A 19,632-nucleotide genomic window follows, 5' to 3' on the forward strand; every position below is an offset into this window, starting at 1 on the left:
CGGCCGGAGGGAGCCGCGCGGGGATCACACCCCCAGGAACCGCTCCAGCGCCTCGACCACCAGCCGGTGGTCCTCGACCTGGGGCAGGCCGGAGACGGTCACCGAGCCGATGACGCCCACGCCCTCCACGGTGATCGGGAAGGAGCCGCCGTGCGCCGCGTAGCGGTCGGGGTCGAGGCGGGACGAGTCCTCGAAGGTCGTGCCCTTGGCGCGGAAACGCGAGCCGACCAGGTAGGAGGCGGAGCCGTACCGCTCCACCACCCGGCGCTTGCGGGCGATCCAGGCGTCGTTGTCCGGGGTCGAGCCGGGCAGCGCCGCGTGGAAGAGCTGCTGGCCGGCGCGGTGGATGTCGACGGCGATCGGCGCCTGCCGCTCCCGGCCCAGCCCGACCAGGAGGGAGCCCAGCGCCCAGGCGTCGTCGTGGGTGAAGGTACGGAAGACCAGGCGCTCTTCCTGGGCCTCCAGGTCCGCCACGCTCGGGGTGTTCTGTGCCTGCGTCATCAGAGGGTCACCGTCACCTTGTCGCGGGCGGAGCGGCGGGCCGCCTCCAGTACGTCGAGGGTCCTGGCGGCCTCCAGCGCGGTCACCGGGTTCGGGCCGGTGCCCCGCACGGCGGCGGCGACGGCCGCGTAGTAGGCGGGGTAGTCGCCGGGCACCGTCTCGACGGGCTTGCCGCCGCCGGTGACCGGGGACTCGCCGGCGCCCAGACGGCCCCACAGCGACTCCTCCTCGACGCCCCATCCGGCCTCGGCGCCGGGGCGGGCGCCGGCGCGCAGTGCCGCCTCCTGCGGGTCCAGGCCGTACTTCACGAACCCGGCGCGCGAACCGAGCACCCGGAAGCGGGGACCGAGCTGGGCGGTGGTCGCGGAGACGTAGAGGTGCGAGCGGACGCCGTCGGCGTGGGTCAGGGCGAGGAAGGTGTCGTCGTCCGTCTCGGCGCCGTCACGGCGTACGACCGCCTCGGCGTACACCTCGGTGACCGGGCCGAACAGGGTGACGGCCTGGTCGACGACGTGGCTGCCGAGGTCGTAGAGCAGGCCGCCGATCTCCGCCGGGTCGCCGGACTCGCGCCAGCCGCCCTTGGGCTGCGGGCGCCAGCGCTCGAAACGGGACTCGAAGCGCCAGACGTCGCCCAGCGCGCCGTCGGCCAGCAGCATGCGCAGGGTGAGGAAGTCGTTGTCCCAGCGGCGGTTCTGGAAGACGGAGAGCAGGACCCCCTGCTTGTCGGCCAGGGCGGCCAGTTCGCGGGCCTCGGCGGCGGTGCCGGAGACCGGCTTGTCCACGACCACCGGCAGGCCGGCCTCCAGGGCGGCGGTGGCGAGCGGCACGTGCGTCTTGTTCGGGGACGCGACGACGATCAGGTCCAGCTCACCGGCGCGCTCGAACAGCTCGTCCGGGGTCGCGGCGACACGGACGTCCGGGAACTCGGCGCGGGCCTGCTCCTGGCGCCCGGGGTTCGAGGTGACGACCGTGTCGAGGACGAGACCGTCCGTGGCGGCGATCAGCGGGGCGTGGAAGACGGAGCCGGCGAGGCCGTAGCCGATCAGGCCGACGCGGAGGGGTGTACCAGTCATGACCCCCACTTTCGCAACGCTGTTGCCAAAGTGCAAGCGGCGGGGAGAATGGGCCCGTGAACAGGACGAGGAGCAATCCGGCGGGGGCGAATCTGCTCGCGGTGCGGTCGCACAACACCGCACTCGTGCTCGATCTGCTGCGCGGCGCCGGCGCGGAGGGCATCAGCAGGCTGGAACTCGCCGAGCGCACGGGGCTCACCCCGCAGGCCGTCAGCAAGATCACCGCGCGGCTGCGGGAGGACGGCTTCGCCGCCGAGGCCGGACGCCGCGCCTCCACGGGCGGCAAGCCGCGCACCGTGCTGCGGCTGGTCCCCGGGGCCGGGCACGCGGTGGGCGTGCACCTGGACCGGGACGAGCTGCGGGTGGTGCTGCTCGACCTGAACGGCACCGTGGTGGGCGAGCGGCGCGGTGACACCGGCCTCGGCGGCGGAGCGCGGACGGTGCTCGCGCTGGTCGTGGACGAGGTGACGGCGCTCGTCACGGAGGTGCTGGGCGGCGAGAGGCTTGCGGACGCGGGGACGCTGCTCGGGGTCGGGGTCGCGCTGCCGGGTCCGCTGGACCACGCAGGCGGGGTGCTGCACCGGGTGACCGGGTTCCCGGAGTGGGAGGGGTTCGCGCTGCGGGACGCGCTCGCCGGGCGGCTCGGGGTGCCGGTCGTGGTCGACAAGGACACCAACGCGGCGGCGCTCGGGCTGGCGGCGGGGGGTGAGGGCGGGTCGTTCGCCTACCTGCACCTCGGGACGGGCCTCGGCGCGGGCCTGGTGATCGGCGGGAGCGTGCACCGGGGGGCGCGGACCGGGGCCGGGGAGTTCGGCCACCAGGTGATCCAGCTCGACGGACCGCCGTGCGAGTGCGGGGACCGGGGGTGCCTGGAGGCGCTGTGCCTGGCGGCCGTCAGGCGTGGCGAGACGGGGGAGGCGGCGCGCGTGCTCGGGGTGGGGGCCGGGAACCTGGCGGGGCTGCTGGACATCGACCGGGTGCTGCTCGGCGGGCGGACGGTCGCCGCGGCACCGGGGGAGTACGTCGAGGGGGTCGCCGGAATACTCGCGGCGCGGGCCGGGCGGGAGGGGGTGCTCCAGGACGCGGTGCCGGTACGGCTGGCGCCGGGCGGCGAGCGGGTGGTGGCGGTGGGGGCGGGGCAGTTGCTGCTGGCACCGGTGTTCGGGCGGTCGGAAGGGTAGGGGGCTGCCGGTTGGCGCAGCCCGTGTCCACTGATCGGGCGGAGCCGGGGGCGTGGCCGGAGTGGCGCGGGGCCCCGGGGCGGGGGTCCGGCATGTTCATGTGTTCATGCGATTGTCCTCGGCCCTGTCGTCGTTCCCGTCCCGCTCCGCCGCGTGCGCCTCCGTTCCCGCCTCGCTCTGCCTGGTCGCGGTCACCGCGCTCGCGCCCGTCTCGGCGGCGGCCGCCGTCGCGCCCTGTCCGGCGGGGGACGACGGGTCCTTCCCGCTCGGCACCCGCATCCACGGCGGTCCCGGCACCTACCAGGCCGGCGGGACACCCGGCACCTGGTACATCGACCTGTTCAACACCGGGTCCCAGACGTGCGCGGACGTCCATCCGGTGGTGGTCCTCGTCGACGACGAGCGTCTTCTACGGCCGTCGCAGGCCAAACTCGACTTCTACGACGGACGCAGGCGGCGCCCCGTACGGCTGGAGAGCACCGATCACCAGGAACTGGTCGGCGTGGTCGGCGCCGACGGTTTCGCCGGGTACACCGTGGCCCCCGGCAAGACGGTCACCGTCAGGCTCCGGTTGATGATCACCTCCGAGGCGTACGCCGACCACGTCACCGCCAAGGCCGCGCTGGTCCAGCGACGGGGGCAGGACGGGGAGTGGGTGGGGGAGTCCGAGGACTACGTCTTCGACATCGACGGCGAGGAACCCGACCCCGCCCGCACGAAGGGCTCCGCCCCGCCGACCGGGCCGGGCCGGCCCCCCCGGCCGGCGGCCACGGACGAGTCGGGCCGTCCCGTGGGCACGGCCGGCACCGCCCGCCCGACGGGCACGGACGAAGCAGGCCGCCCCGTAGGCGCCGAGGAGCCCGGCCGCGCGGGGCAGACCGAGGAGTCCGGCCGCGCGGGGGACACCGAGGAGCCCGGCCGCGCGGGGGACACCGACGACCCGGGCGACCCTGCGCGCACCGACGAGCCCGCCCGCCCGGCCGGCCCCGGCGACACCGCCGACCCGACCGACCCCGACAGCATTCCGGTCAGCCCCTCCCGGGCCCCCGACACCACGGAGGCAGGCGTCACCCCGGCCCCCGAAGACCCCTACGCCCCGGACACCCCCGCCCCCGCCGACCCCTCGCCTCCGGCCCCCCACGACACCGAGAACCCCGACGACCCCGACGACCCCGAGGACCCCCAGATCCCCGAACTCGCCCACACCGGCCGCCCCCTTCCCCGCGCCCTCCTCGCAGCCGTGGCCGCCCTCCTGGTCCTCCTCGGCACCACCGCACTGCTGCTGACCCGCAGACGCCACTGACCGGGGCCCGCGGGGGGTCGACCGCGCCCCGCGACCGGTCCAGGCCGGTGGGGGAGCCGAGATCGCCCCCGACCAGGCGCTGGAGCTCCGCCCGCACCCCGGCCCGCCACCGCGCCCGTACCTGGTCGCCGCCGGTCCCGGGCGGCTGCCGATCACCGATCGGGATCTGCTGTAACTACCCTGGACCCCGGAAGCCGTCGGCAGACACTCGCTGGAGGACGTAGGCATGGCAGACCGCAGGCCCATCGAGTCATGGCTCACCGACATGGACGGCGTGCTGATCCATGAGGGGGTGCCCATCCCCGGCGCCGACGCCTTTCTGAAGAAGCTGCGGGAGGCCGAGCGGCCCTTCCTGGTGCTGACGAACAACTCCATCTACACCGCCAGGGACCTGCACGCCAGGCTGAAGCGGATGGGCCTCGAGGTGCCGGTGGAGAACATCTGGACGTCCGCGCTGGCCACCGCCCAGTTCCTGGACGAGCAGCGACCCGGAGGCAGCGCGTACGTCATCGGCGAGGCCGGCCTGACCACCGCGCTGCACGACGTCGGGTACGTCCTCACCGACCACGACCCGGACTTCGTGATCCTGGGCGAGACGCGGACGTACAGCTTCGAGGCGATGACCAAGGCGGTCCGGCTGATCAACGACGGCGCCCGCTTCATCGCCACCAACCCCGACAACGTCGGCCCCTCCACCGAGGGCGCGCTGCCCGCCACCGGCTCGGTCGCCGCTCTGATCACCGCCGCGACCAAGAAGAAGCCGTACTTCGTCGGCAAGCCCAACCCGCTGATGATGCGGGCCGGTCTCAACGTGCTCGGCGCCCACTCGGAGACCTCCGCGATGATCGGTGACCGCATGGACACCGACGTGCTCGCGGGACTGGAGGCCGGGATGCGGACCTTCCTGGTGCTCAGCGGGGTCACCCGGCCGGACGAGATCGACCGCTATCCGTTCCGCCCGTCCAAGGTCGCCGACTCCATCGCGGACCTGGTGGACCTGGTCTGACCTGGGGCGTTGGCGAACTCCTCAAACCCGGCCCCACCCGTACGGAGCAACCGGACACCCTGTCCGGATGCGGGTGAGCACCGGACGGGGGAACCTCCCACTATCTGGAGGTTCACGATGGGCTCACTTCGCCTCACTCTCTGTACCGGAATCATCGCCGCCGCCGCGTTCACCCCGGCGGTCGCCCACGCGGCGGACAGCGGCGGCACGTACGACAGCGGCTCGCGGGGCACCGGCGGGCTCACCGTGGCCCCGGCGATCCCGCTGCCCGGCACCGACGTGTCGCTGCGGGTGCGCGGCTGCACGGCCTCGCAGGGCACGGCGGTCTCCAGCGCGTTCGTCTCGGACGCGCGGCTGACCGGCGGCCAGGGCGACCTGTCCGGGCAGACCCGGGTACGCACCTCCCTCAAGGCCGGCGCGTACGACGTGCGGATCACCTGCGCCGACTACTCGTTCACCCGCCGGATCAGCGTCGACGAGTCCGGGCGCGGCACCCGCCCCGACGCGGACACCGGCGCCGGCTCCGACTCGGGGCCGGACACCGGGCCCCTCCCGGTCGCCCCGGTGCACGCGGGCGGCGGCGGTACGGCCGCCGGGGCGGACACCGGCACCCTGTTCGCCACCGTGGCGCCCACCGGCTCGGGGCCCGGCGCCGCCCAGGCCCTGACGGGACTGGCCCTCGCCGGCTGCGCGGCGGTCACGGTCGGGGCGCTCCGGTCCCGCCGGAGCCGGAACGACGGCTGAGCGGGCGCCGGGATGTCCGAGGAGCGGGGACGCGTCACCAGCCGGACGGTCACGGTCGCGGCCTGGGCCGTGCTGCTGCTCGGACTCTGGCTCTGGGGTCGTGACGTGACCGGGCTGCCCGACAGCCCGGCCGGCACCACGCACGGTGATGTCGCCGGGCTCGGCGGCGTCACCCTGCCCGCCCCCGCGGCCCCACTGCCCGACTCCGCGCCGCAGCGCGTCGACATCCCCCAACTCGCCATCCAGGCACCGGTGGTCAAGCGCGGGCTGGACAGCCGGGGCGGCATCGACCCGCCGCCCTTCGACCAGCCCGGGGTGGTCGGCTGGTACGGCGCCGGGACGACACCCGGCGCGAACGGCACCGCGCTCCTGGTCGGCCATGTCGACACCCAGACCCGGCCCGCCGTCTTCTACCGGCTCAGCACCCTCGAACCCGGCAAGACCGTCCGGGTGGTCCGTGCGGACGGCAAGGTCGCCCGGTTCACGATCGACGACGTCGAGGTCCTCCCCGCCGACCACTTCGACGCGCAACGCGCCTACGGCACCCGTCACCCCGGCCGCGCCGAACTCCGCCTGATCACCTGCGGCGGCACCTACGACCGCGCCACCCGCGCCTACACGGCGAACGTGGTCGTCTCCGCGTACCTCACCGGTACGGGAGCCTGAACGCCCCTCGCGGGGACAGACGCGGCCCGAGCGAGTGCCGGGCCGGCCGGTCGCCCCTGGGTTTCTCCACGAAGCCGCTCCTGCGGCGCGGCACCACGTCCGGCGTGCGTACACCGGCGCGGGGAGCGCCGACACCGTCATGCCCGCTATCCGGCCGCCCCCTCCGGCTCGCGCGGGGAGACGTCGTGCCGCCGCTTCCGGATGTGGAGGCCGATCCGGAGCGCGGGGCCGCGGCCCGGCCCGGCCGGTGCGTGACGGATCGTCCCTCGCGAGTCGTCCGACCGCACACGCGGGCCGGCGCGGGCGGCTCCCCGGCACGCGTGACCGGACTCCTACTCACCGTGAGCAGAGCAGGGAAGCGATGCTCCGGTCGCGGCGCGAGAGGGCCCCGCTGGGCGCGGTGCGCGACCGGTTTTCACTCCAACTGCTTTGCTTCCACGGCATCATGGAAAAAAGGCTCTTCCTTCCGACGAGCGTGATCGCACGACGGGAAACCCGTTGCCCGCCGGTCGGAACCGTTTGCCGCGGTGAGCGGAAACGCGAGCAGGCCCCCCGTTCGCACGGGGGGCCTGCTCGTTGTCTGTGCGCCGCCAGGGACTCGAACCCCGGACCCGCTGATTAAGAGTCAGCTGCTCTAACCAACTGAGCTAGCGGCGCCTGCTGACGGGAAAACTCTACAGGACCCGCCAGGGTGCTCCTGACCACCGACGACGGGCCGGCCGGGGCCCGGGCCGCGGGTGTGCACCATTCGGACCGTCAACATGCGCGTCACGACGACAGTTGTGAGAATGATCAACGTGCACACAAGCGGACATATCCACCCCGAATGTGAGGCGGATCGCATGACGGCTCCGGTGTTCGAGGAATTCGATCCGCCGGGCGAATGCGACTGCCAGGGCTGCGTCCGGTGGCGGCGGCTCGCTCCCCGCCCGGCGTCCCCCCGGACCGCCGGCCGCCCGGCGGTCCGGAGCGCGGTGGTCGTGGCCGCCGCCGCGTCCGCCGTCCTCGGCGCCGCCCCGGCGGCCGGCGCGTTCGCGCAGGCGCCGCCTCCTCACACCGCCCCGCACCGCCCCGGCGCCCCGGCGGCCGACGGGGACGCCGCCACCCCGCAGGGCGGCACCGCACCCCTGCACGGCCCGGCCGGCTCGCCCGTCCGGCCGCAGGCCAGGACCCCCGCCACCACCCGGACGGCGATCATCAACCGGGCCAAGCAGTGGGTCACCGCACAGGTGCCGTACAGCATGACCAAGTTCTGGTCGGACGGGTACCGGCAGGACTGCTCGGGCTACGTCTCCATGGCCTGGGGACTGCTCTCCAACGAGTGGACGGGGAGCCTGGGGCAGTTCGCGGTGAAGACCACCAAGGAGGAACTCCAGCCCGGCGACATCCTGCTCTTCCACAACACCGCCGACCCCCAGGGCGGCTCGCACGTCGTGATCTTCGGCGGCTGGACCGACCACACCCGCACCGCCTACACGGCGTACGAGCAGACGTCCCCGCACACCCGCCGCCAGAGCACGCCCTACACCTACTGGAACAACGCCTCCAAGTACGTCCCCTACCGCTACAAGGGCGTCACCGCCGGGACGGCGGGCGCCGAGCCGGCGACCGCCCCGGTGCCCTTCCCCGGGACCGAGTACTTCGGCCCCGGCGCGAACAACAAGTACGTCACCCTGCTCGGTGAGATGCTGGTCGCCCGGGGCGGCCGCCCGTACTACTCGACGGGTCCCGGCCCGGTCTGGGGCGAGGCCGACCGGCGCGCCACCCAGGCGTTCCAGAAGGCCCAGGGCTGGACCGGTCCGGCCGCCGACGGGCTGCCCGGCCCGCGCACCTGGCAGCTGCTGGTCACCGGAACCGGTAAGGACATCCCCGGCAAATCGGCCGGCTCCGGCGGCGTCCCGGCCTTTCCCGGCAAGCAGTACTTCAGGGCGGGCGCGGACAACGCCCACGTCACCCGACTGGGGCGGCAACTGGTGAAGAGGGGATTCGGCCGGTTCTACACCACCGGGCCCGGACCCCGCTGGAGCGAGTCGGACCGACGTGCCGTCGAGGCCTTCCAGCGTGCCCAGGGCTGGCGCGGCGGAGCGGCGGACGGCTACCCGGGCCCCGAGACCTGGCGCCGCCTGTTCGGCTGAGGCGCCCGGTCACCTCCGGGCCCCGCGTCCGCGCGCGGCCCGGATCCCTGTCTTGACGCACCCGGCGCGGAGGCTGGAGGCATCCATGAGCACGACCGCATCCCACACGCACGAGCCCGAGGAACACCCGGAGGGTCCGCCGGGCGCGGCGGGGACGGCCCTCCGGCCGCCCCGGGTGATCCACACCGAGGCGACCACCGAGATCCCCGTCCACCTGCTCTTCCGTGACGAGCCCGCCCCGGGTACCCGCCGCCCCGGTGTGGTCAACCGCCGGCAGGACGCCGGAGAACAGCCCCCGCGCGTCCGCCCGGCACCGGTCCGCAGACGGCCCGAACCGCGTCCCGACCCCGAACTCGAGGAGCGTCCGGCGCGGGTGCTGCCGGGCGCGGCCGGGGTGCTGGCCGGGCTCGGCGGGGTCGCCGGCTGCGTGGCGACCACCTGGTGGGCGGGGGTGCTGCCCGGGGAGGTGCTCGGCACGCACCCCGGCGCGGGGCTCGGCGCCGCGCAGTGGGCGGCGTACGCGGGGGCCGGGGCGCTGGGACTGTCCGGGTTCGCCGGTCTGACGCGCGGGCACGCCGGGCGGGCCTGGGTGCTGGGGCTGTTCGGCCGCTACCGGGGGACCGTCCGGCGGACCGGGCTGCTGTGGATCAACCCGCTGCTGCGGCGGCGCCGGGCCGATGTGCGGCTGCGGCACTGGCGCAGCGGCGCGGTGCCCGCCGCCGACGCGGGCGGGGTGGCCCTGCGCGTGGTGGTGCTGGTGGTGTGGCGGGTGCGGGACACCGCACGGGCGCTGCTGGGAATCGAGGACCACGAGACCTATCTGCGCGAGTGCGTGGAGTCGGCCCTCGCGCGGGTCCCGGTGGAGCTGCCCGGCGGGGCGCGCAGCGGGGCGGACGCGGCCGGGGACGCGCTGACCCGGCTGGTCGCGGCGGACGCGGCGCCGGTCGGGTTGGAGGTGTTCTCCGTGCAGCCGGTCCGGGTGGAGTACGCGCCCGAGGTCGCCGGCGCCATGCAGCGGCGCCGGATCGCCGCCCTCGACGCCCAGCAGCGGGCCACCATGCTCGGCTCGGTGGTGGACTCGGTCGAGGACACGGTCACCCGGCTCACCACGCGCGGGCTGGTCGAGCTGGACGACTACGAGCGCAAGGCGCTGGTCCGGGACCTCACGGTGGCCTTCTGCGCGGCCCGCCGGGAACCGGCCTGAGGCATGCCGCCGAACGGTATGGACACGTTCAACTCCCGGCAATAATCTGACACTTGGTCTGGACCTATCGCACCGTCCTCGCACAGCCCGGCTCAGTGAACCCTCCCCACGACGTTCCCCAGGAGCGGCAGCATGCGTACCAGGACCAGGTTGTCAGCGTTGTCCGCGGCCGTGCTCGGCATGGTCACCGCCGGCGCCTTCGTACTCTCCACCGGCGGCGCCAGCGGCCACGGCTACACCGACCTCCCCGTCAGCCGGCAGAAGCTCTGCCAGAACGGCTCCGTGGCGAACTGCGGCGACATCCAGTGGGAGCCGCAGAGCGTCGAGGGGCCCAAGGGTTTCCCCGGCTCCGGCCCCGGCGACGGCCGGCTCTGCAGCGGCGGCAACAGCCGCTTCGACCGCCTCGACGCCCCGAACACCCCCGGCGGCGGCGCCTGGCCCACCACCCCGGTCACCGGCGGCCAGTCGTACACCTTCCGCTGGCAGTTCACCGCCATGCACGCCACCAGCGACTTCACCTACTACGTCACCAGGCAGGGCTGGAACCAGAACCACGCCCTGACCCGGTCCGACCTCAACCTGACCCCGTTCCTCTCCGTCCCGTACGAGGGCCGGCGCCCGCCGTCCACGCTCAGCCACAGCGGCACCCTGCCCCAAGGGCTGACCGGCCACCACGTGATCCTCGCGGTGTGGAACGTGGCCGACACCACGAACGCCTTCTACGCCTGCTCGGACGTCACGTTCTGAGCTTCTTCTGAGGCCGACCGCCCCGCCGCACGGGTACGTTCACGGCACGCCGGTCCACCGGAGCGGCGTGCCGACCCAGGGGGGCCTGATGGACGCGTTTCTCTATTTCGTGCCCGGACTGATCGTGACCGGGTGTGTCCTGGGCACGGTCCAGGTGATCCGCCGCGCCCTGCGCACCAGCCGGACGTGGGCCCACGGCCTGACGGCCGAGGGGCGCTGCCTCCACACGTACACGAAGACCAGCGGCGGCCATGACACGGCCGTGCGCAGCACGCTCCACCACGTGTACGAGTTCACCACCCGCGAGGGCCAGAGGTTCCGGTTCGACGAGGTGGGGGGCGACTCGACCGTGCTGGCGGGCGATCATGTGACGGTGCGCTACCTGGCCGAGCGGCCGCAGTGGGCCACCGCGCTCCGGCCGGCCCGGGGGCGGCTCGTCCTCGGGACCGGAGTGCTGGTCGCCTTCATGGCAGTGGTCGCGGTGGGCTGCGTGCTCTTCGCGGTCTCCGTCCACTCGGCGGTCTAGTGCTGTGCCTGGAAAGGTTTGCCGGACGCCGCGAGCCGGTGAACCTTGCCGGTCACAGCACTAGGAAAACCGCGAGGGCGGACCGGTTTCCCGGTCCGCCCTCGGCAGATGTGCGCCGCCAGGGACTCGAACCCCGGACCCGCTGATTAAGAGTCAGCTGCTCTAACCAACTGAGCTAGCGGCGCATGACTCCCGCCTTCCGCTTCCGCGGCCGGCGACAGAGAAAATACTACCCGGTCCCCGGGGGTGCTCCCGACCACCGCCCGACCCGCCTCCGGACGGCCTGCGGCGCCAGGCAGCAGGACCGGGGCCGCCGGCCGGTCGAGGGCGTCCGCCGCCCGGCACGGCCGGCACGCGCGATCCGGTCGGTGTACCGCTTCCGCCACGGGCCGGGGCGCAGGCGCGGTGGACAGCCGCCTCCGCGCCCGCCCGGCTACAGCACCGCGCTGAGGAATTCCCGCGTCCGCTCCTGCTCCGGGTCGCCGAAGATCTTCTCCGGCGGCCCGGACTCCACCACCCGGCCCTGGTCGAACATCAGCACCTGGTCGGAGATGTCCCGCGCGAACCCCATCTCATGGGTCACGCAGAGCATGGTGATGTCGGTGCCGCGGGCGATGTCGCGCAGCACGTCCAGCACGCCCGCGACCAGCTCCGGATCGAGTGCGCTGGTCACCTCGTCCAGCAGGAGCACCCGCGGCCGCATGGCGAGCGCCCGCGCGATGGCGACCCGCTGCTGCTGGCCGCCGGAGAGCCGGGTGGGCCGCGCGTCGAGCTTGTCGGAGAGCCCCACCAGCTCCAGCAGCTCGCGCGCCCGCGCCTCCGCCTCGTCCCGGGAGAGCCCGAGCACCTGGACCGGCGCCTCGGTGATGTTGCGCAGCACCGACATGTTCGGGAACAGGTTGAAGTGCTGGAAGACCATCCCGATCTTCTTCCGCACCTCCCTGACCTGCTTCTCCGGCGCCGGGAACAGCGCCTGGCCGTCCACGGTGACGGTGCCCTCGTCCGGCTTGGTGAGGGTCATCAGCAGGCGCAGGATCGTGGTCTTGCCCGAGCCGGAGGGGCCGATCAGGGTGACGTGTCTGCCCGCGTCCACGGAGAAGTCGAGGCGGTCGAGGACGGTGTTGGCGCCGAAGCGCTTGGTGACGTGCTCCAGCCGGATCAGCTCACCGGACTGGTTCTGCTTCGGCAGGGTGATGTCAGCGGACAAGACGTCGCTCCAGTGCTCGCAGGAGAAGGGAGGCCAGGTAGGACAGGACGACGAAGGCCACGCCGATCACGGTCAGCGGCTCGGTGAACTGGAAGTTCGCCTGCGAGAACAGCCGCGCCCGGCCGAGCATCTCCAGCACGGTGATCACCATCAGCATCGGGGTGTCCTTCAGCATGGAGATCACGTAGTTGCCCAGTGCCGGGATCACCCGGCGCAGGGCCTGCGGCAGGATCACCGCGGTCCAGGTCCGCCGCCGGGGCAGGCTCAGCGCGGCCGCCGCCTCCCACTGGCCCACCGGCACGGCCTCGATCCCGGCCCGGTAGACCTGCATGGTGTACGTCGAGTAGTGCAGCCCGATGGCGAGGACCCCGGTGGTCAGCGCGGAGAAGGCCACGCCCCGTTCGGGGAGTACGTAGAACAGGAAGAACAGCTGCACCAGCAGCGGGGTGTCGCGCACGAACTCGGTGACCACACCGACCGGCCAGCGCACCCAGCGCGAGGGCAGCCGCATCAGCAGCGCCCACACCAGCCCCAGCGAGAACGACAGCAGCGAGCCGAGCGCCACCACCTGGAGCGTGACCAGCAGTCCCTGCCAGAAGTACGGCATGAAGTCGCTCACGGCGTTCCAGTCCCACCTCATGCCGCACCACCCACCTTGCTCGTCCCGGCCGGTTCGCTCTCCCGCGCAGCCGGCTCAGGGGCGGGCCCCTGGCCCAGCCCCGCCTTCAGCCGCTTCTCCAGCGACCGCATCAGCCGGGTCAGCCCGAACGCGATCACGAAGTAGATGAGCAGGACGTACGTGTAGATCTCCGCGCTGCGCTGGAGGGCCAGCCGCACCAGGTTGGCGCTGAAGGCGAGGTCGCCCATGCCCATCACCGACACCAGCGCGGTGCCCTTGAGCAGTTCGATCAGCAGGTTGGAGAAGGGCGGCACCATCTCCGGCACCGCCTGCGGCAGCAGGATCAGCCTGAGCCGCTGCCACGGGGTGAAGCCGAGCGCGATCCCGCCCTCGCGCTGCGCCGGGTCGACCGCGTTCAGGGCGCCGCGCACGATCTCCGACCCGTACGCGCCGTACGTCAGGCCGAGCGCCAGGGTGCCCGCCCACAGCGGGACCAGCTGCCAGCCGAAGGCGACGGGCAGCACGAAGAACACCCAGAAGATCATCACCAGCGCCGAGGTGCCGCGGAACACCTCCGTGTACAGCCCCGCGAGGAAGCGCACGAGCCGGCGCCGGTCGGTGCGCGCGACACCGACGGCGAAGGACACCGCCGACGCCAGCAGCGCGCTCAGCACGAGGAGCTGGACGGTCGTCCAGACGCCCCGCAGGACGAGTTCCCACAGTCCCGGGGTCATCCGGCGCACAGCTCCTTCGCGGTGAGGTCCGTCATCTCGGCCCGGGTGAACCCGAACGGCCGGAGGATGCGGAGCAGCTCACCGGTGCGCTTCAGCTCGCGCAGTTCGGCGTTGAAGGCGTCCCGCAGCCGGGTCTCGACGGGCCGGAACGCGAACGCGCCGCCGTCGACGTGCGGCCGGCCCCCGACCAGCGGCGCGAACGGCTCGGTGGACTCCGCCTTCCGGGACTTCCTGACCACCTCGCGCGTGGTCAGCGCCGTACCGGCGAACACGTCGACCCGGCCGGCCTCCACCGCGTTCAGCCCCGCGACCTGGTCCGGCACGATGAGGATGTCGTTCTCCTTGTAGCCCGCCTCGACCGCGTACTGGATCTCCGCGTACCCCGCGCCGGTGGCGAACCTCGCCTTCTTCTCCACCACGTCCCGGTAGGAGCGCAGGCCCCTGGGGTTGCCCTTGCGGACGATGAAGGCGTCCTTCATCTGGTAGTCCGGGTCGGCGAAGAGGACCTGGCGGCAGCGCTCGGCGTTGACGTACATGCCGGCGGCCACCACGTCGAACTGCTGCGAGTTCAGGCCGGGTATGAGCGAGCCGAACTCGGTCGGCACCGGCTGCACCCGCTCCACACCGAGCCGCTTGAAGATCACCCTGGCCAGTTCCGGCGCCTCCCCGGTGAGGCTGCCGTCCCGGTCGATGAACCCGAAGGGCACCTCGCCGGCGATTCCCAGCCGTACGACGCCCTGGGCGCGCAGCCGGTCCAGCAGGTCGCCGCCCTTCTCGCCGGACCCGGCCGCGACCCGCGTACACCCCGTCGCCCCCAGCGCTCCCGCCCCGCCCAGTGCCAGCGCGCCCAGCAGCACCGCCCGTCTCTCCCGCAGGCGCACCGGCCGGATTCTCTCCGTGTTCTTGCCAAGTCCAGAAGCCATGGCGGCGCCGCTACCCAGGGCCGTACGGGTCATGCGCGCGGATTTTCTTCCATGGAGCGGGAGTTCAGTGTCCCGGTACGTAGCCGCGCTTCTTGTCCACCACGTTGACCAGCCCTCTTCCGGCGGCCCAGCGCTCGAACAGGTCCACGAACTGCGCGCCGAGTTCGTCCCGCCAGCCCACCGTGTCACCGCTCATGTGCGGCGAGACGAGCAGGCCGGGCAGCTCCCACAACGGGCTGTCGGCGGGCAGCGGTTCGGTGGCGAAGACGTCCAGGGCGGCACCCGCGATCCAGCGTCTGCGCAGGGCCTCGGCGAGGGCGGACTCGTCCACCAGCTCGCCCCGGCCCACGTTGACGAAGACGGCCGAGGGCTGCATCACCCCGAAACGGTGCGCGTCGAACATGCCGCGCGTCTGCCCGGTGAGCGGGGCGGCGGCGATCACCCAGTCCGCGCGGGCGATCAGCCGGTCCAGGTCGGCCGGTCCGTGCACACCGGTGCGAGGGACCCGGCCCACCAGCGCGGGTGTCACCCCGAGCGCCTTCAGGGTGGCTGCGATCGCCCGGCCGATCGGCCCGGAGCCGACCACGCAGGCGCGGGTGCCCGCCACCCGCCGCGTCTCCCGGTGCCGCCACACGCGCTCCCGCTGGAGCTCCACCGTGCGCGGGAGGTCCTTGGCGGCCGCGAGCACCAGCGCGGCCACGTACTCGGCCATCGGCTGGTCGAAGACACCGCGCGCGTTGGTCACCACCGTTTCTGAGGCGGCCAGTTCGGGGCACATCAGATGGTCCACGCCCGCGCTCGCCGTGTGCACCCAGGCCGGACGAGGCCCCTCGCCGGGCCAGGCGTCGCGCACCGCCCGCGACCGGAAGTCCCACACCAGCAGCACGTCCGCCTCCGGCAGCAGCGCGGCCAGACCGCCGTCGTCGGTGTGCAGCACCCGTGCCCGCCCGGTGAGCCGGCCGAGCCTGGGCGGCGGACCGCCGCCCAGCACCAGCAGGGTGGGGAGGGTCATCGGCCTGCCACCTCTCCCTCTTCCGCGCGGTCGCCCCACGCTGGCACGGGGGCCCGGCGCCGTCAACGGGCCGCGCCCCGGGGAGGAGATCCGGCTCCCGCTGGGTATCCGGACCGGGAGCACGGGTGCCCGTACCGCCGTGCGGGCCACACGGGGCGCCCTCGCGGGAAGCGGGGGAAGACGCAGGGGAGATCCCTGAACAGACCGTGGACGAAGACAGAAAGGCCGACATGACAGCGATCGGATTCCTCTGCCCGGGCCATCGCGGCGAGGACGACTACCCGCGCATCGAGCAGTTGCTCGCCGGCGCGGTCCGGCTGGACCTGGTGCACACCGGCACCGGCGAGGACGCCCACGCGGTGGACCCGCTGCACGGAGCGGACTTCGCCGGACGGCTCACGACGGCCATGGAGGGGCTGCGGCTTACCGGCGCCGAGGCCGTGGTGTGGACCAGCCCGGCGGGCGGCTTCGCGCACGGCTGGAAGGGCGCCCACACCGAGGCGACGGAGCTGGCCCGGCAGGCCGGACTCCCCGCCTCCTCCACCTCGCTGGGCTTCGTGCACGCCGCCCAGGCGCTCGGCGTCCGCGCCGTCGCCGTCGCGCACGCCTACCCGCCGAAGACCGCCGCCCAGTTCCGGGCGTTCCTGGCCGAGGGCGGACTGGAGGTGACCGGTGCCGAGGAGGTCGACGCCCTGGTCGCAGAGCGCGCCGCCGAGGGCGACGAGGCGGAACTGCTGGCCCTGGCCCGGGCCACCGACACCCCGGACGCCGAGGCGGTACTGCTGCCCGACACCGCGCTGCGCACCGCCGCCCACCTGTCCGCGCTGGAGGCGGCGCTCGGCAAGCCGGTGCTCACGGCGTCCCAGGTCTCGGTGTGGGAGGGGCTGCGGCTGGCCGACCGCCGGCTGCACACCGACACCCTCGGCGCCCTCTTCACCCGCGAGCCCGTCGCCCGGCTCTGACGTGCGGCCCGCGGGCGGTGGGAGGGAATAAGCGGGGACTGCCTCCTGTTACGGCAGGGCAGGAAAGCGCACGTCGTAAACAGGAGGCATCCACCGTGCCGGCAGACGAGATCCGGGGGGCCGTGCACGGCACCGCCCCCGCCCCCCTCTCCGTACTCGACCTGGTCACCGTGGGAGCGGGGAGCACCGCGGGCGACGCGCTGCGCACCAGCGTGGAGCTGGCCCGCCTCACCGAGGCGCGCGGCTTCCACCGCTACTGGATCGCCGAGCACCACTCGATGCCGGGCGTCGCCTCCTCCTCGCCCGCCGTCATCCTGGCCCACCTCGCCGCCCACACCGACCGCATCCGGCTCGGCTCGGGCGGCGTCATGCTGCCCAACCACGCCCCGCTGGTCATCGCCGAGCAGTTCGGCACCCTGGAGGCCATGGCGCCGGGCCGCGTCGACCTGGGCCTCGGCCGGGCACCGGGCACCGACGGGGCGACGGCCGCCGCGCTGCGCCGCTCCGACACCCTGAACGAGGGAGCCGACGACTTCCCGCAGCAGCTCGCCGAGCTGACCCGGTTCCTCGACGACGACTTCCCCGACGGGCACCCCTACGCCCGCATCCACGCCGTCCCCGGCCCGGTGCAGGGCAGCACCCCCGGCGGCGTGCAGTCGGCGCACCGGCCGGTGATCTGGCTGCTCGGCTCCTCCGGCTTCAGCGCCCAGCTGGCCGGAATGCTCGGCCTGCCCTTCGCCTTCGCGCACCACTTCTCCGCGCAGAACACCATCCCGGCCCTCGACCTGTACCGGGAGACGTTCCGCCCCTCCGAGGCGCTGGCCGAGCCCTACGCCCTCATCGGCGTCTCCGCGCTCGCCACCGACGACGAGGCCGAGGCGGCCCGCCAGGTCCGCGCGACCGCGCTGAACATGCTCCGGCTGCGCATGGGCCGTCCCGGGCTCTTCCCCGACCCCGAGGACGCCGCCCGGCACGAGTTCAGCCCGATGGAGGAGGAGTTCGCGGCCTCCTTCACCCGCAACATCGTGCACGGCACCGCCGACGAGGTCCGCGCGGGCCTCGACGACCTGCACAAGCGCACCGGCGCCGACGAGCTGATGCTCACCAGCCACGCCCACCGCGGCGAGCTGCGGCTGCGCTCCTACGAGCTGATCGCCGACGCCTACGGCCTGCCCGCCGCGTAGCTCTGCGCCCCGAGCAGCTCGGTGATGCGGTCCGGTGGCACCGGGCGGGAGTAGAGCCACCCCTGCCCGGTGTCGCAGCCGATCCGGCGCAGCCGGGTGGCCTGCGCGGAGGTTTCCACGCACTCGGCCGTGACGGTCAGCCCGAGCCGGTGGGCGAGCTGGATCATCGCCTCCACGATCACCTCGTCCGCCGGATTGGCGGTGGTCCCCGCCCCGGCCGGGCCGGGATCACCGCCCTCGTACTGGAAGCCGCGCACGAAGGACCCGTCCAGCTTCAGCACCGACACCGGGAGCCGGCTGAGGTAGGCCAGGTTCGAGTAGCCGGTGCCGAAGTCGTCGATGGCGATCCGCACGCCCATGTCGCTGAGGGCCTGGAGCGTCTGGAGCGGCCGGCCCCCGGAACCCATCACGGCCGACTCGGTCAGCTCCAGCTGCAGCAGGTGCGGGGCGAGCCCGGTCTCGGCGAGGGTGCTGGCCACGTCCGCGACCAGGTCGGAGTCCCAGACCTGGCGCACGGCGACGTTCACGCTGACGAAGATGGGCGGCTCGTCCGGATGGGCGAGCTGCCACCGCCGGGCCTGGCGGCAGGCCGTGACCAGCGCCCAGCGGCCGAGCTGCACGATCGAGCCGTCCTCCTCGGCCAGTTGGATGAACCGATTCGGCGTCAGCGTCCCGAACTGAGGGTGGTGCCATCGCACCAGGGCCTCCACCCCGCTCAGCCGCCCGTCCTCCATCCCGACCAGCGGCTGGTAATCCAGCGCGAACTCCCCGCGCTCGATCGCGGGACGGAGCGTGGAGGAGAGGGCCTGCCGGGTGACGCGGTGCGCGTTGCGCTCGGGATCGAACAGGGTCCAGCGGGCCTTGCCGTCGGCCTTCGCCCAGTACAGCGTGGTGTCCGCAGCCTGCATCAGACCGGTCGCCGTGGTCCCGGCGGTGTGCCGTTCGACCACCCCGATGGACGCGGTCAGCGACAGCCGCCGCCCGGCCAGGTCGAAGGGTTCCTCCAGCGCCCGCAGCGCCGAGGCGGCCAGCTCGGAGAGCTGCTCGGTGCCGGTGGAGTCCTCCACGAGCAGCGCGAACTCGTCACCGCCGAGGCGAGCCACCAGCGGGGCGCCGGCGCGCGCGCCCCCGGCCTCCTCGGCCACATGGGTCAGCCGTTTGGCCACGGCCTCCAGCAACCGGTCGCCGACGCGGTGGCCCAGGGTGTCGTTGACCGCCTTGAACCCGTCCAGGTCCAGGCAGCACAGGCCGATCCGCCCGGTTCCGGCGCCGTCCTCGGGCCCGGCCTCCAGCGCGGCCGACAGCCGCTCGAAGAACAGGGTGCGGTTGGGCAGCCGCGTCACCGGGTCGTGCATCCGCAAGTGCCGGAGCCGCGCCTGGAGTTCACGGCGGGCGCTGATGTCGGAGACGGACAGCAGGGCGCCCGGCGTGCCTTCGGCCAGCGGGGTGACGGTGACCCGCACCCACACGGGGTCGCCGTCCGGCTGCTTGAGGCGCCGGGTGCAGCGCAGCCGGTCCTGCCGGCCGGCGAGCACGTCGCGATACGCGTGCCGGGTGCGCGGGTCCGGGGCGAGGTCGACGAGGTCGGCGGCCGGGCGGCCGGCCAGGGCCCCGGCGGTCGTGCCCAGCAGCGCTCCCAGGGCGGTGTTGGCGTGCGCGACCAGCCCGTCGGGGGTCACCACGGCCATGGGGAGCGGGGCCGTCGTGAAGACCCGGTGGTAGGTCATGTGGTCACCGTCGGTCACGGCCGACCGGTCGAGGTCTGCCGCTGGCGTCGGCCCTTCGGACGTTCCGCTCACCGCTCGCTCCCGCAGTGCACTCGATCCCTGTCCGTGCCGGAAAGTGTGCCGATCATAGAGGCTGGTCCCGGCCCCTTCCAGCCGGTCTCCAGTCTCCACGACCGAC

General features: G+C 73.7%; 19 protein-coding genes and 2 tRNA genes. 11 read left to right on the forward strand and 10 right to left on the reverse strand.

Features of this window, described 5'->3' with window-relative positions:
• Window positions 1–24 precede the first annotated feature (24 nt).
• A complete protein-coding gene (locus tag ACWCV3_RS02090) occupies window positions 25–501 on the reverse strand; it encodes a heme-degrading domain-containing protein (RefSeq protein ID WP_451216997.1) in 477 nt (158 codons plus the stop codon).
• On the reverse strand, window positions 501–1,574 hold the full coding sequence (locus tag ACWCV3_RS02095) for a Gfo/Idh/MocA family protein (protein WP_451216999.1): 1,074 nt from the start codon (window positions 1,572–1,574) through the stop codon (window positions 501–503). Before ACWCV3_RS02095 ends, ACWCV3_RS02090 begins: the two co-directional genes overlap by 1 nt.
• Window positions 1,575–1,630: 56 nt before the next feature.
• On the opposite strand from ACWCV3_RS02095, the gene ACWCV3_RS02100 reads away from it, so the two are divergent.
• The 5 genes from ACWCV3_RS02100 (at window position 1,631) to ACWCV3_RS02120 (ending at window position 6,474) form a co-directional block, all read left to right on the forward strand.
• Window positions 1,631–2,755, forward strand: a complete 1,125-nt coding sequence (locus tag ACWCV3_RS02100) for an ROK family transcriptional regulator (RefSeq protein WP_451217002.1) — start codon at window positions 1,631–1,633, stop codon at window positions 2,753–2,755.
• Between the two features lie 106 nt (window positions 2,756–2,861).
• Window positions 2,862–4,058: a hypothetical protein gene (locus ACWCV3_RS02105; protein ID WP_451217005.1), complete on the forward strand. Its 1,197-nt coding sequence runs from the start codon at window positions 2,862–2,864 to the stop codon at window positions 4,056–4,058.
• Window positions 4,059–4,284: 226 nt separating this feature from the next.
• A complete protein-coding gene (locus tag ACWCV3_RS02110; protein WP_451217008.1) occupies window positions 4,285–5,064 on the forward strand; it encodes an HAD-IIA family hydrolase in 780 nt (259 codons plus the stop codon).
• Window positions 5,065–5,181: 117 nt separating this feature from the next.
• Window positions 5,182–5,808 (forward strand): hypothetical protein, encoded by a 627-nt coding sequence (locus ACWCV3_RS02115; RefSeq protein ID WP_451217011.1) that lies wholly within the window; start codon window positions 5,182–5,184, stop codon window positions 5,806–5,808.
• A 12-nt stretch (window positions 5,809–5,820) separates the two neighbouring features.
• Entirely contained in the window at window positions 5,821–6,474 is a 654-nt protein-coding gene (locus ACWCV3_RS02120; RefSeq protein ID WP_451217014.1) for a class F sortase, read from the forward strand.
• 583 nt (window positions 6,475–7,057) lie between these two features.
• On the opposite strand, the gene ACWCV3_RS02125 is transcribed toward ACWCV3_RS02120, so the two are convergent.
• A tRNA-Lys gene (locus tag ACWCV3_RS02125) sits at window positions 7,058–7,131 on the reverse strand.
• A gap of 185 nt (window positions 7,132–7,316) precedes the next feature.
• Between ACWCV3_RS02125 and ACWCV3_RS02130 the strand changes: the two genes are divergently transcribed.
• From ACWCV3_RS02130 to ACWCV3_RS02145, 4 genes are all read left to right on the forward strand, one after another.
• Window positions 7,317–8,609, forward strand: coding sequence for a peptidoglycan-binding protein (locus ACWCV3_RS02130; protein ID WP_451217017.1), 1,293 nt, complete (start codon window positions 7,317–7,319; stop codon window positions 8,607–8,609).
• 85 nt (window positions 8,610–8,694) lie between these two features.
• The gene (locus ACWCV3_RS02135) at window positions 8,695–9,813 is read left to right on the forward strand and encodes an SPFH domain-containing protein (protein WP_451217020.1); all 1,119 of its coding nucleotides are present in this window, start codon (window positions 8,695–8,697) and stop codon (window positions 9,811–9,813) included.
• 132 nt (window positions 9,814–9,945) lie between these two features.
• Window positions 9,946–10,560, forward strand: a complete 615-nt coding sequence (locus ACWCV3_RS02140) for a lytic polysaccharide monooxygenase auxiliary activity family 9 protein (RefSeq protein WP_451217023.1) — start codon at window positions 9,946–9,948, stop codon at window positions 10,558–10,560.
• Between the two features lie 88 nt (window positions 10,561–10,648).
• The gene (locus tag ACWCV3_RS02145; RefSeq protein ID WP_451217026.1) at window positions 10,649–11,086 is read left to right on the forward strand and encodes a hypothetical protein; all 438 of its coding nucleotides are present in this window, start codon (window positions 10,649–10,651) and stop codon (window positions 11,084–11,086) included.
• A 111-nt stretch (window positions 11,087–11,197) separates the two neighbouring features.
• Here ACWCV3_RS02145 and ACWCV3_RS02150 read toward each other — a convergent pair.
• The 6 genes from ACWCV3_RS02150 to ACWCV3_RS02175 form a co-directional block, all read right to left on the reverse strand.
• Window positions 11,198–11,271 (reverse strand) — tRNA-Lys (locus ACWCV3_RS02150).
• 248 nt (window positions 11,272–11,519) lie between these two features.
• Entirely contained in the window at window positions 11,520–12,293 is a 774-nt protein-coding gene (gene ehuA / locus ACWCV3_RS02155; protein WP_451217029.1) for an ectoine/hydroxyectoine ABC transporter ATP-binding protein EhuA, read from the reverse strand.
• Window positions 12,283–12,933 (reverse strand): ectoine/hydroxyectoine ABC transporter permease subunit EhuD, encoded by a 651-nt coding sequence (gene ehuD, locus ACWCV3_RS02160; RefSeq protein WP_451217032.1) that lies wholly within the window; start codon window positions 12,931–12,933, stop codon window positions 12,283–12,285. The genes ehuA and ehuD overlap by 11 nt, the downstream gene beginning before the upstream one ends.
• Entirely contained in the window at window positions 12,930–13,646 is a 717-nt protein-coding gene (gene ehuC, locus ACWCV3_RS02165; protein WP_451217035.1) for an ectoine/hydroxyectoine ABC transporter permease subunit EhuC, read from the reverse strand. The genes ehuD and ehuC overlap by 4 nt, the downstream gene beginning before the upstream one ends.
• Entirely contained in the window at window positions 13,643–14,569 is a 927-nt protein-coding gene (ehuB, locus tag ACWCV3_RS02170; protein ID WP_451217038.1) for an ectoine/hydroxyectoine ABC transporter substrate-binding protein EhuB, read from the reverse strand. Before ehuB ends, ehuC begins: the two co-directional genes overlap by 4 nt.
• Window positions 14,570–14,633: 64 nt before the next feature.
• A complete protein-coding gene (locus tag ACWCV3_RS02175) occupies window positions 14,634–15,581 on the reverse strand; it encodes a D-2-hydroxyacid dehydrogenase (RefSeq protein ID WP_451217041.1) in 948 nt (315 codons plus the stop codon).
• Between the two features lie 230 nt (window positions 15,582–15,811).
• On the opposite strand from ACWCV3_RS02175, the gene ACWCV3_RS02180 reads away from it, so the two are divergent.
• Both ACWCV3_RS02180 and ACWCV3_RS02185 read left to right on the forward strand, forming a co-directional pair.
• Window positions 15,812–16,543 carry a maleate cis-trans isomerase family protein gene (locus ACWCV3_RS02180; protein WP_451217043.1) on the forward strand — a complete coding sequence of 244 codons (732 nt, stop codon included), beginning with the start codon at window positions 15,812–15,814 and terminating at the stop codon, window positions 16,541–16,543.
• A gap of 95 nt (window positions 16,544–16,638) precedes the next feature.
• A complete protein-coding gene (locus ACWCV3_RS02185; protein ID WP_451217046.1) occupies window positions 16,639–17,727 on the forward strand; it encodes an LLM class flavin-dependent oxidoreductase in 1,089 nt (362 codons plus the stop codon).
• Here ACWCV3_RS02185 and ACWCV3_RS02190 read toward each other — a convergent pair.
• Window positions 17,706–19,526 carry a putative bifunctional diguanylate cyclase/phosphodiesterase gene (locus ACWCV3_RS02190; RefSeq protein ID WP_451217049.1) on the reverse strand — a complete coding sequence of 607 codons (1,821 nt, stop codon included), beginning with the start codon at window positions 19,524–19,526 and terminating at the stop codon, window positions 17,706–17,708. The two genes, ACWCV3_RS02185 and ACWCV3_RS02190, sit on opposite strands and share 22 nt — an antisense overlap.
• Window positions 19,527–19,632 lie beyond the last annotated feature (106 nt).

Source organism: Streptomyces sp. NPDC001781, assembly GCF_053596035.1.

Coding starts and splice junctions, on each gene's coding strand:
- ACWCV3_RS02090 (WP_451216997.1), bottom strand. CDS start 501: ATGACGCAGGCACAGAACACCCCGAGCGTGGCGGACCTGGAGGCCCAG.
- ACWCV3_RS02095 (WP_451216999.1), bottom strand. CDS start 1,574: ATGACTGGTACACCCCTCCGCGTCGGCCTGATCGGCTACGGCCTCGCC.
- ACWCV3_RS02105 (WP_451217005.1), top strand. CDS start 2,862: ATGCGATTGTCCTCGGCCCTGTCGTCGTTCCCGTCCCGCTCCGCCGCG.
- ACWCV3_RS02110 (WP_451217008.1), top strand. CDS start 4,285: ATGGCAGACCGCAGGCCCATCGAGTCATGGCTCACCGACATGGACGGC.
- ACWCV3_RS02115 (WP_451217011.1), top strand. CDS start 5,182: ATGGGCTCACTTCGCCTCACTCTCTGTACCGGAATCATCGCCGCCGCC.
- ACWCV3_RS02120 (WP_451217014.1), top strand. CDS start 5,821: ATGTCCGAGGAGCGGGGACGCGTCACCAGCCGGACGGTCACGGTCGCG.
- ACWCV3_RS02130 (WP_451217017.1), top strand. CDS start 7,317: ATGACGGCTCCGGTGTTCGAGGAATTCGATCCGCCGGGCGAATGCGAC.
- ACWCV3_RS02135 (WP_451217020.1), top strand. CDS start 8,695: ATGAGCACGACCGCATCCCACACGCACGAGCCCGAGGAACACCCGGAG.
- ACWCV3_RS02140 (WP_451217023.1), top strand. CDS start 9,946: ATGCGTACCAGGACCAGGTTGTCAGCGTTGTCCGCGGCCGTGCTCGGC.
- ACWCV3_RS02145 (WP_451217026.1), top strand. CDS start 10,649: ATGGACGCGTTTCTCTATTTCGTGCCCGGACTGATCGTGACCGGGTGT.
- ehuD (WP_451217032.1), bottom strand. CDS start 12,933: ATGAGGTGGGACTGGAACGCCGTGAGCGACTTCATGCCGTACTTCTGG.
- ehuC (WP_451217035.1), bottom strand. CDS start 13,646: ATGACCCCGGGACTGTGGGAACTCGTCCTGCGGGGCGTCTGGACGACC.
- ehuB (WP_451217038.1), bottom strand. CDS start 14,569: ATGGCTTCTGGACTTGGCAAGAACACGGAGAGAATCCGGCCGGTGCGC.
- ACWCV3_RS02175 (WP_451217041.1), bottom strand. CDS start 15,581: ATGACCCTCCCCACCCTGCTGGTGCTGGGCGGCGGTCCGCCGCCCAGG.
- ACWCV3_RS02180 (WP_451217043.1), top strand. CDS start 15,812: ATGACAGCGATCGGATTCCTCTGCCCGGGCCATCGCGGCGAGGACGAC.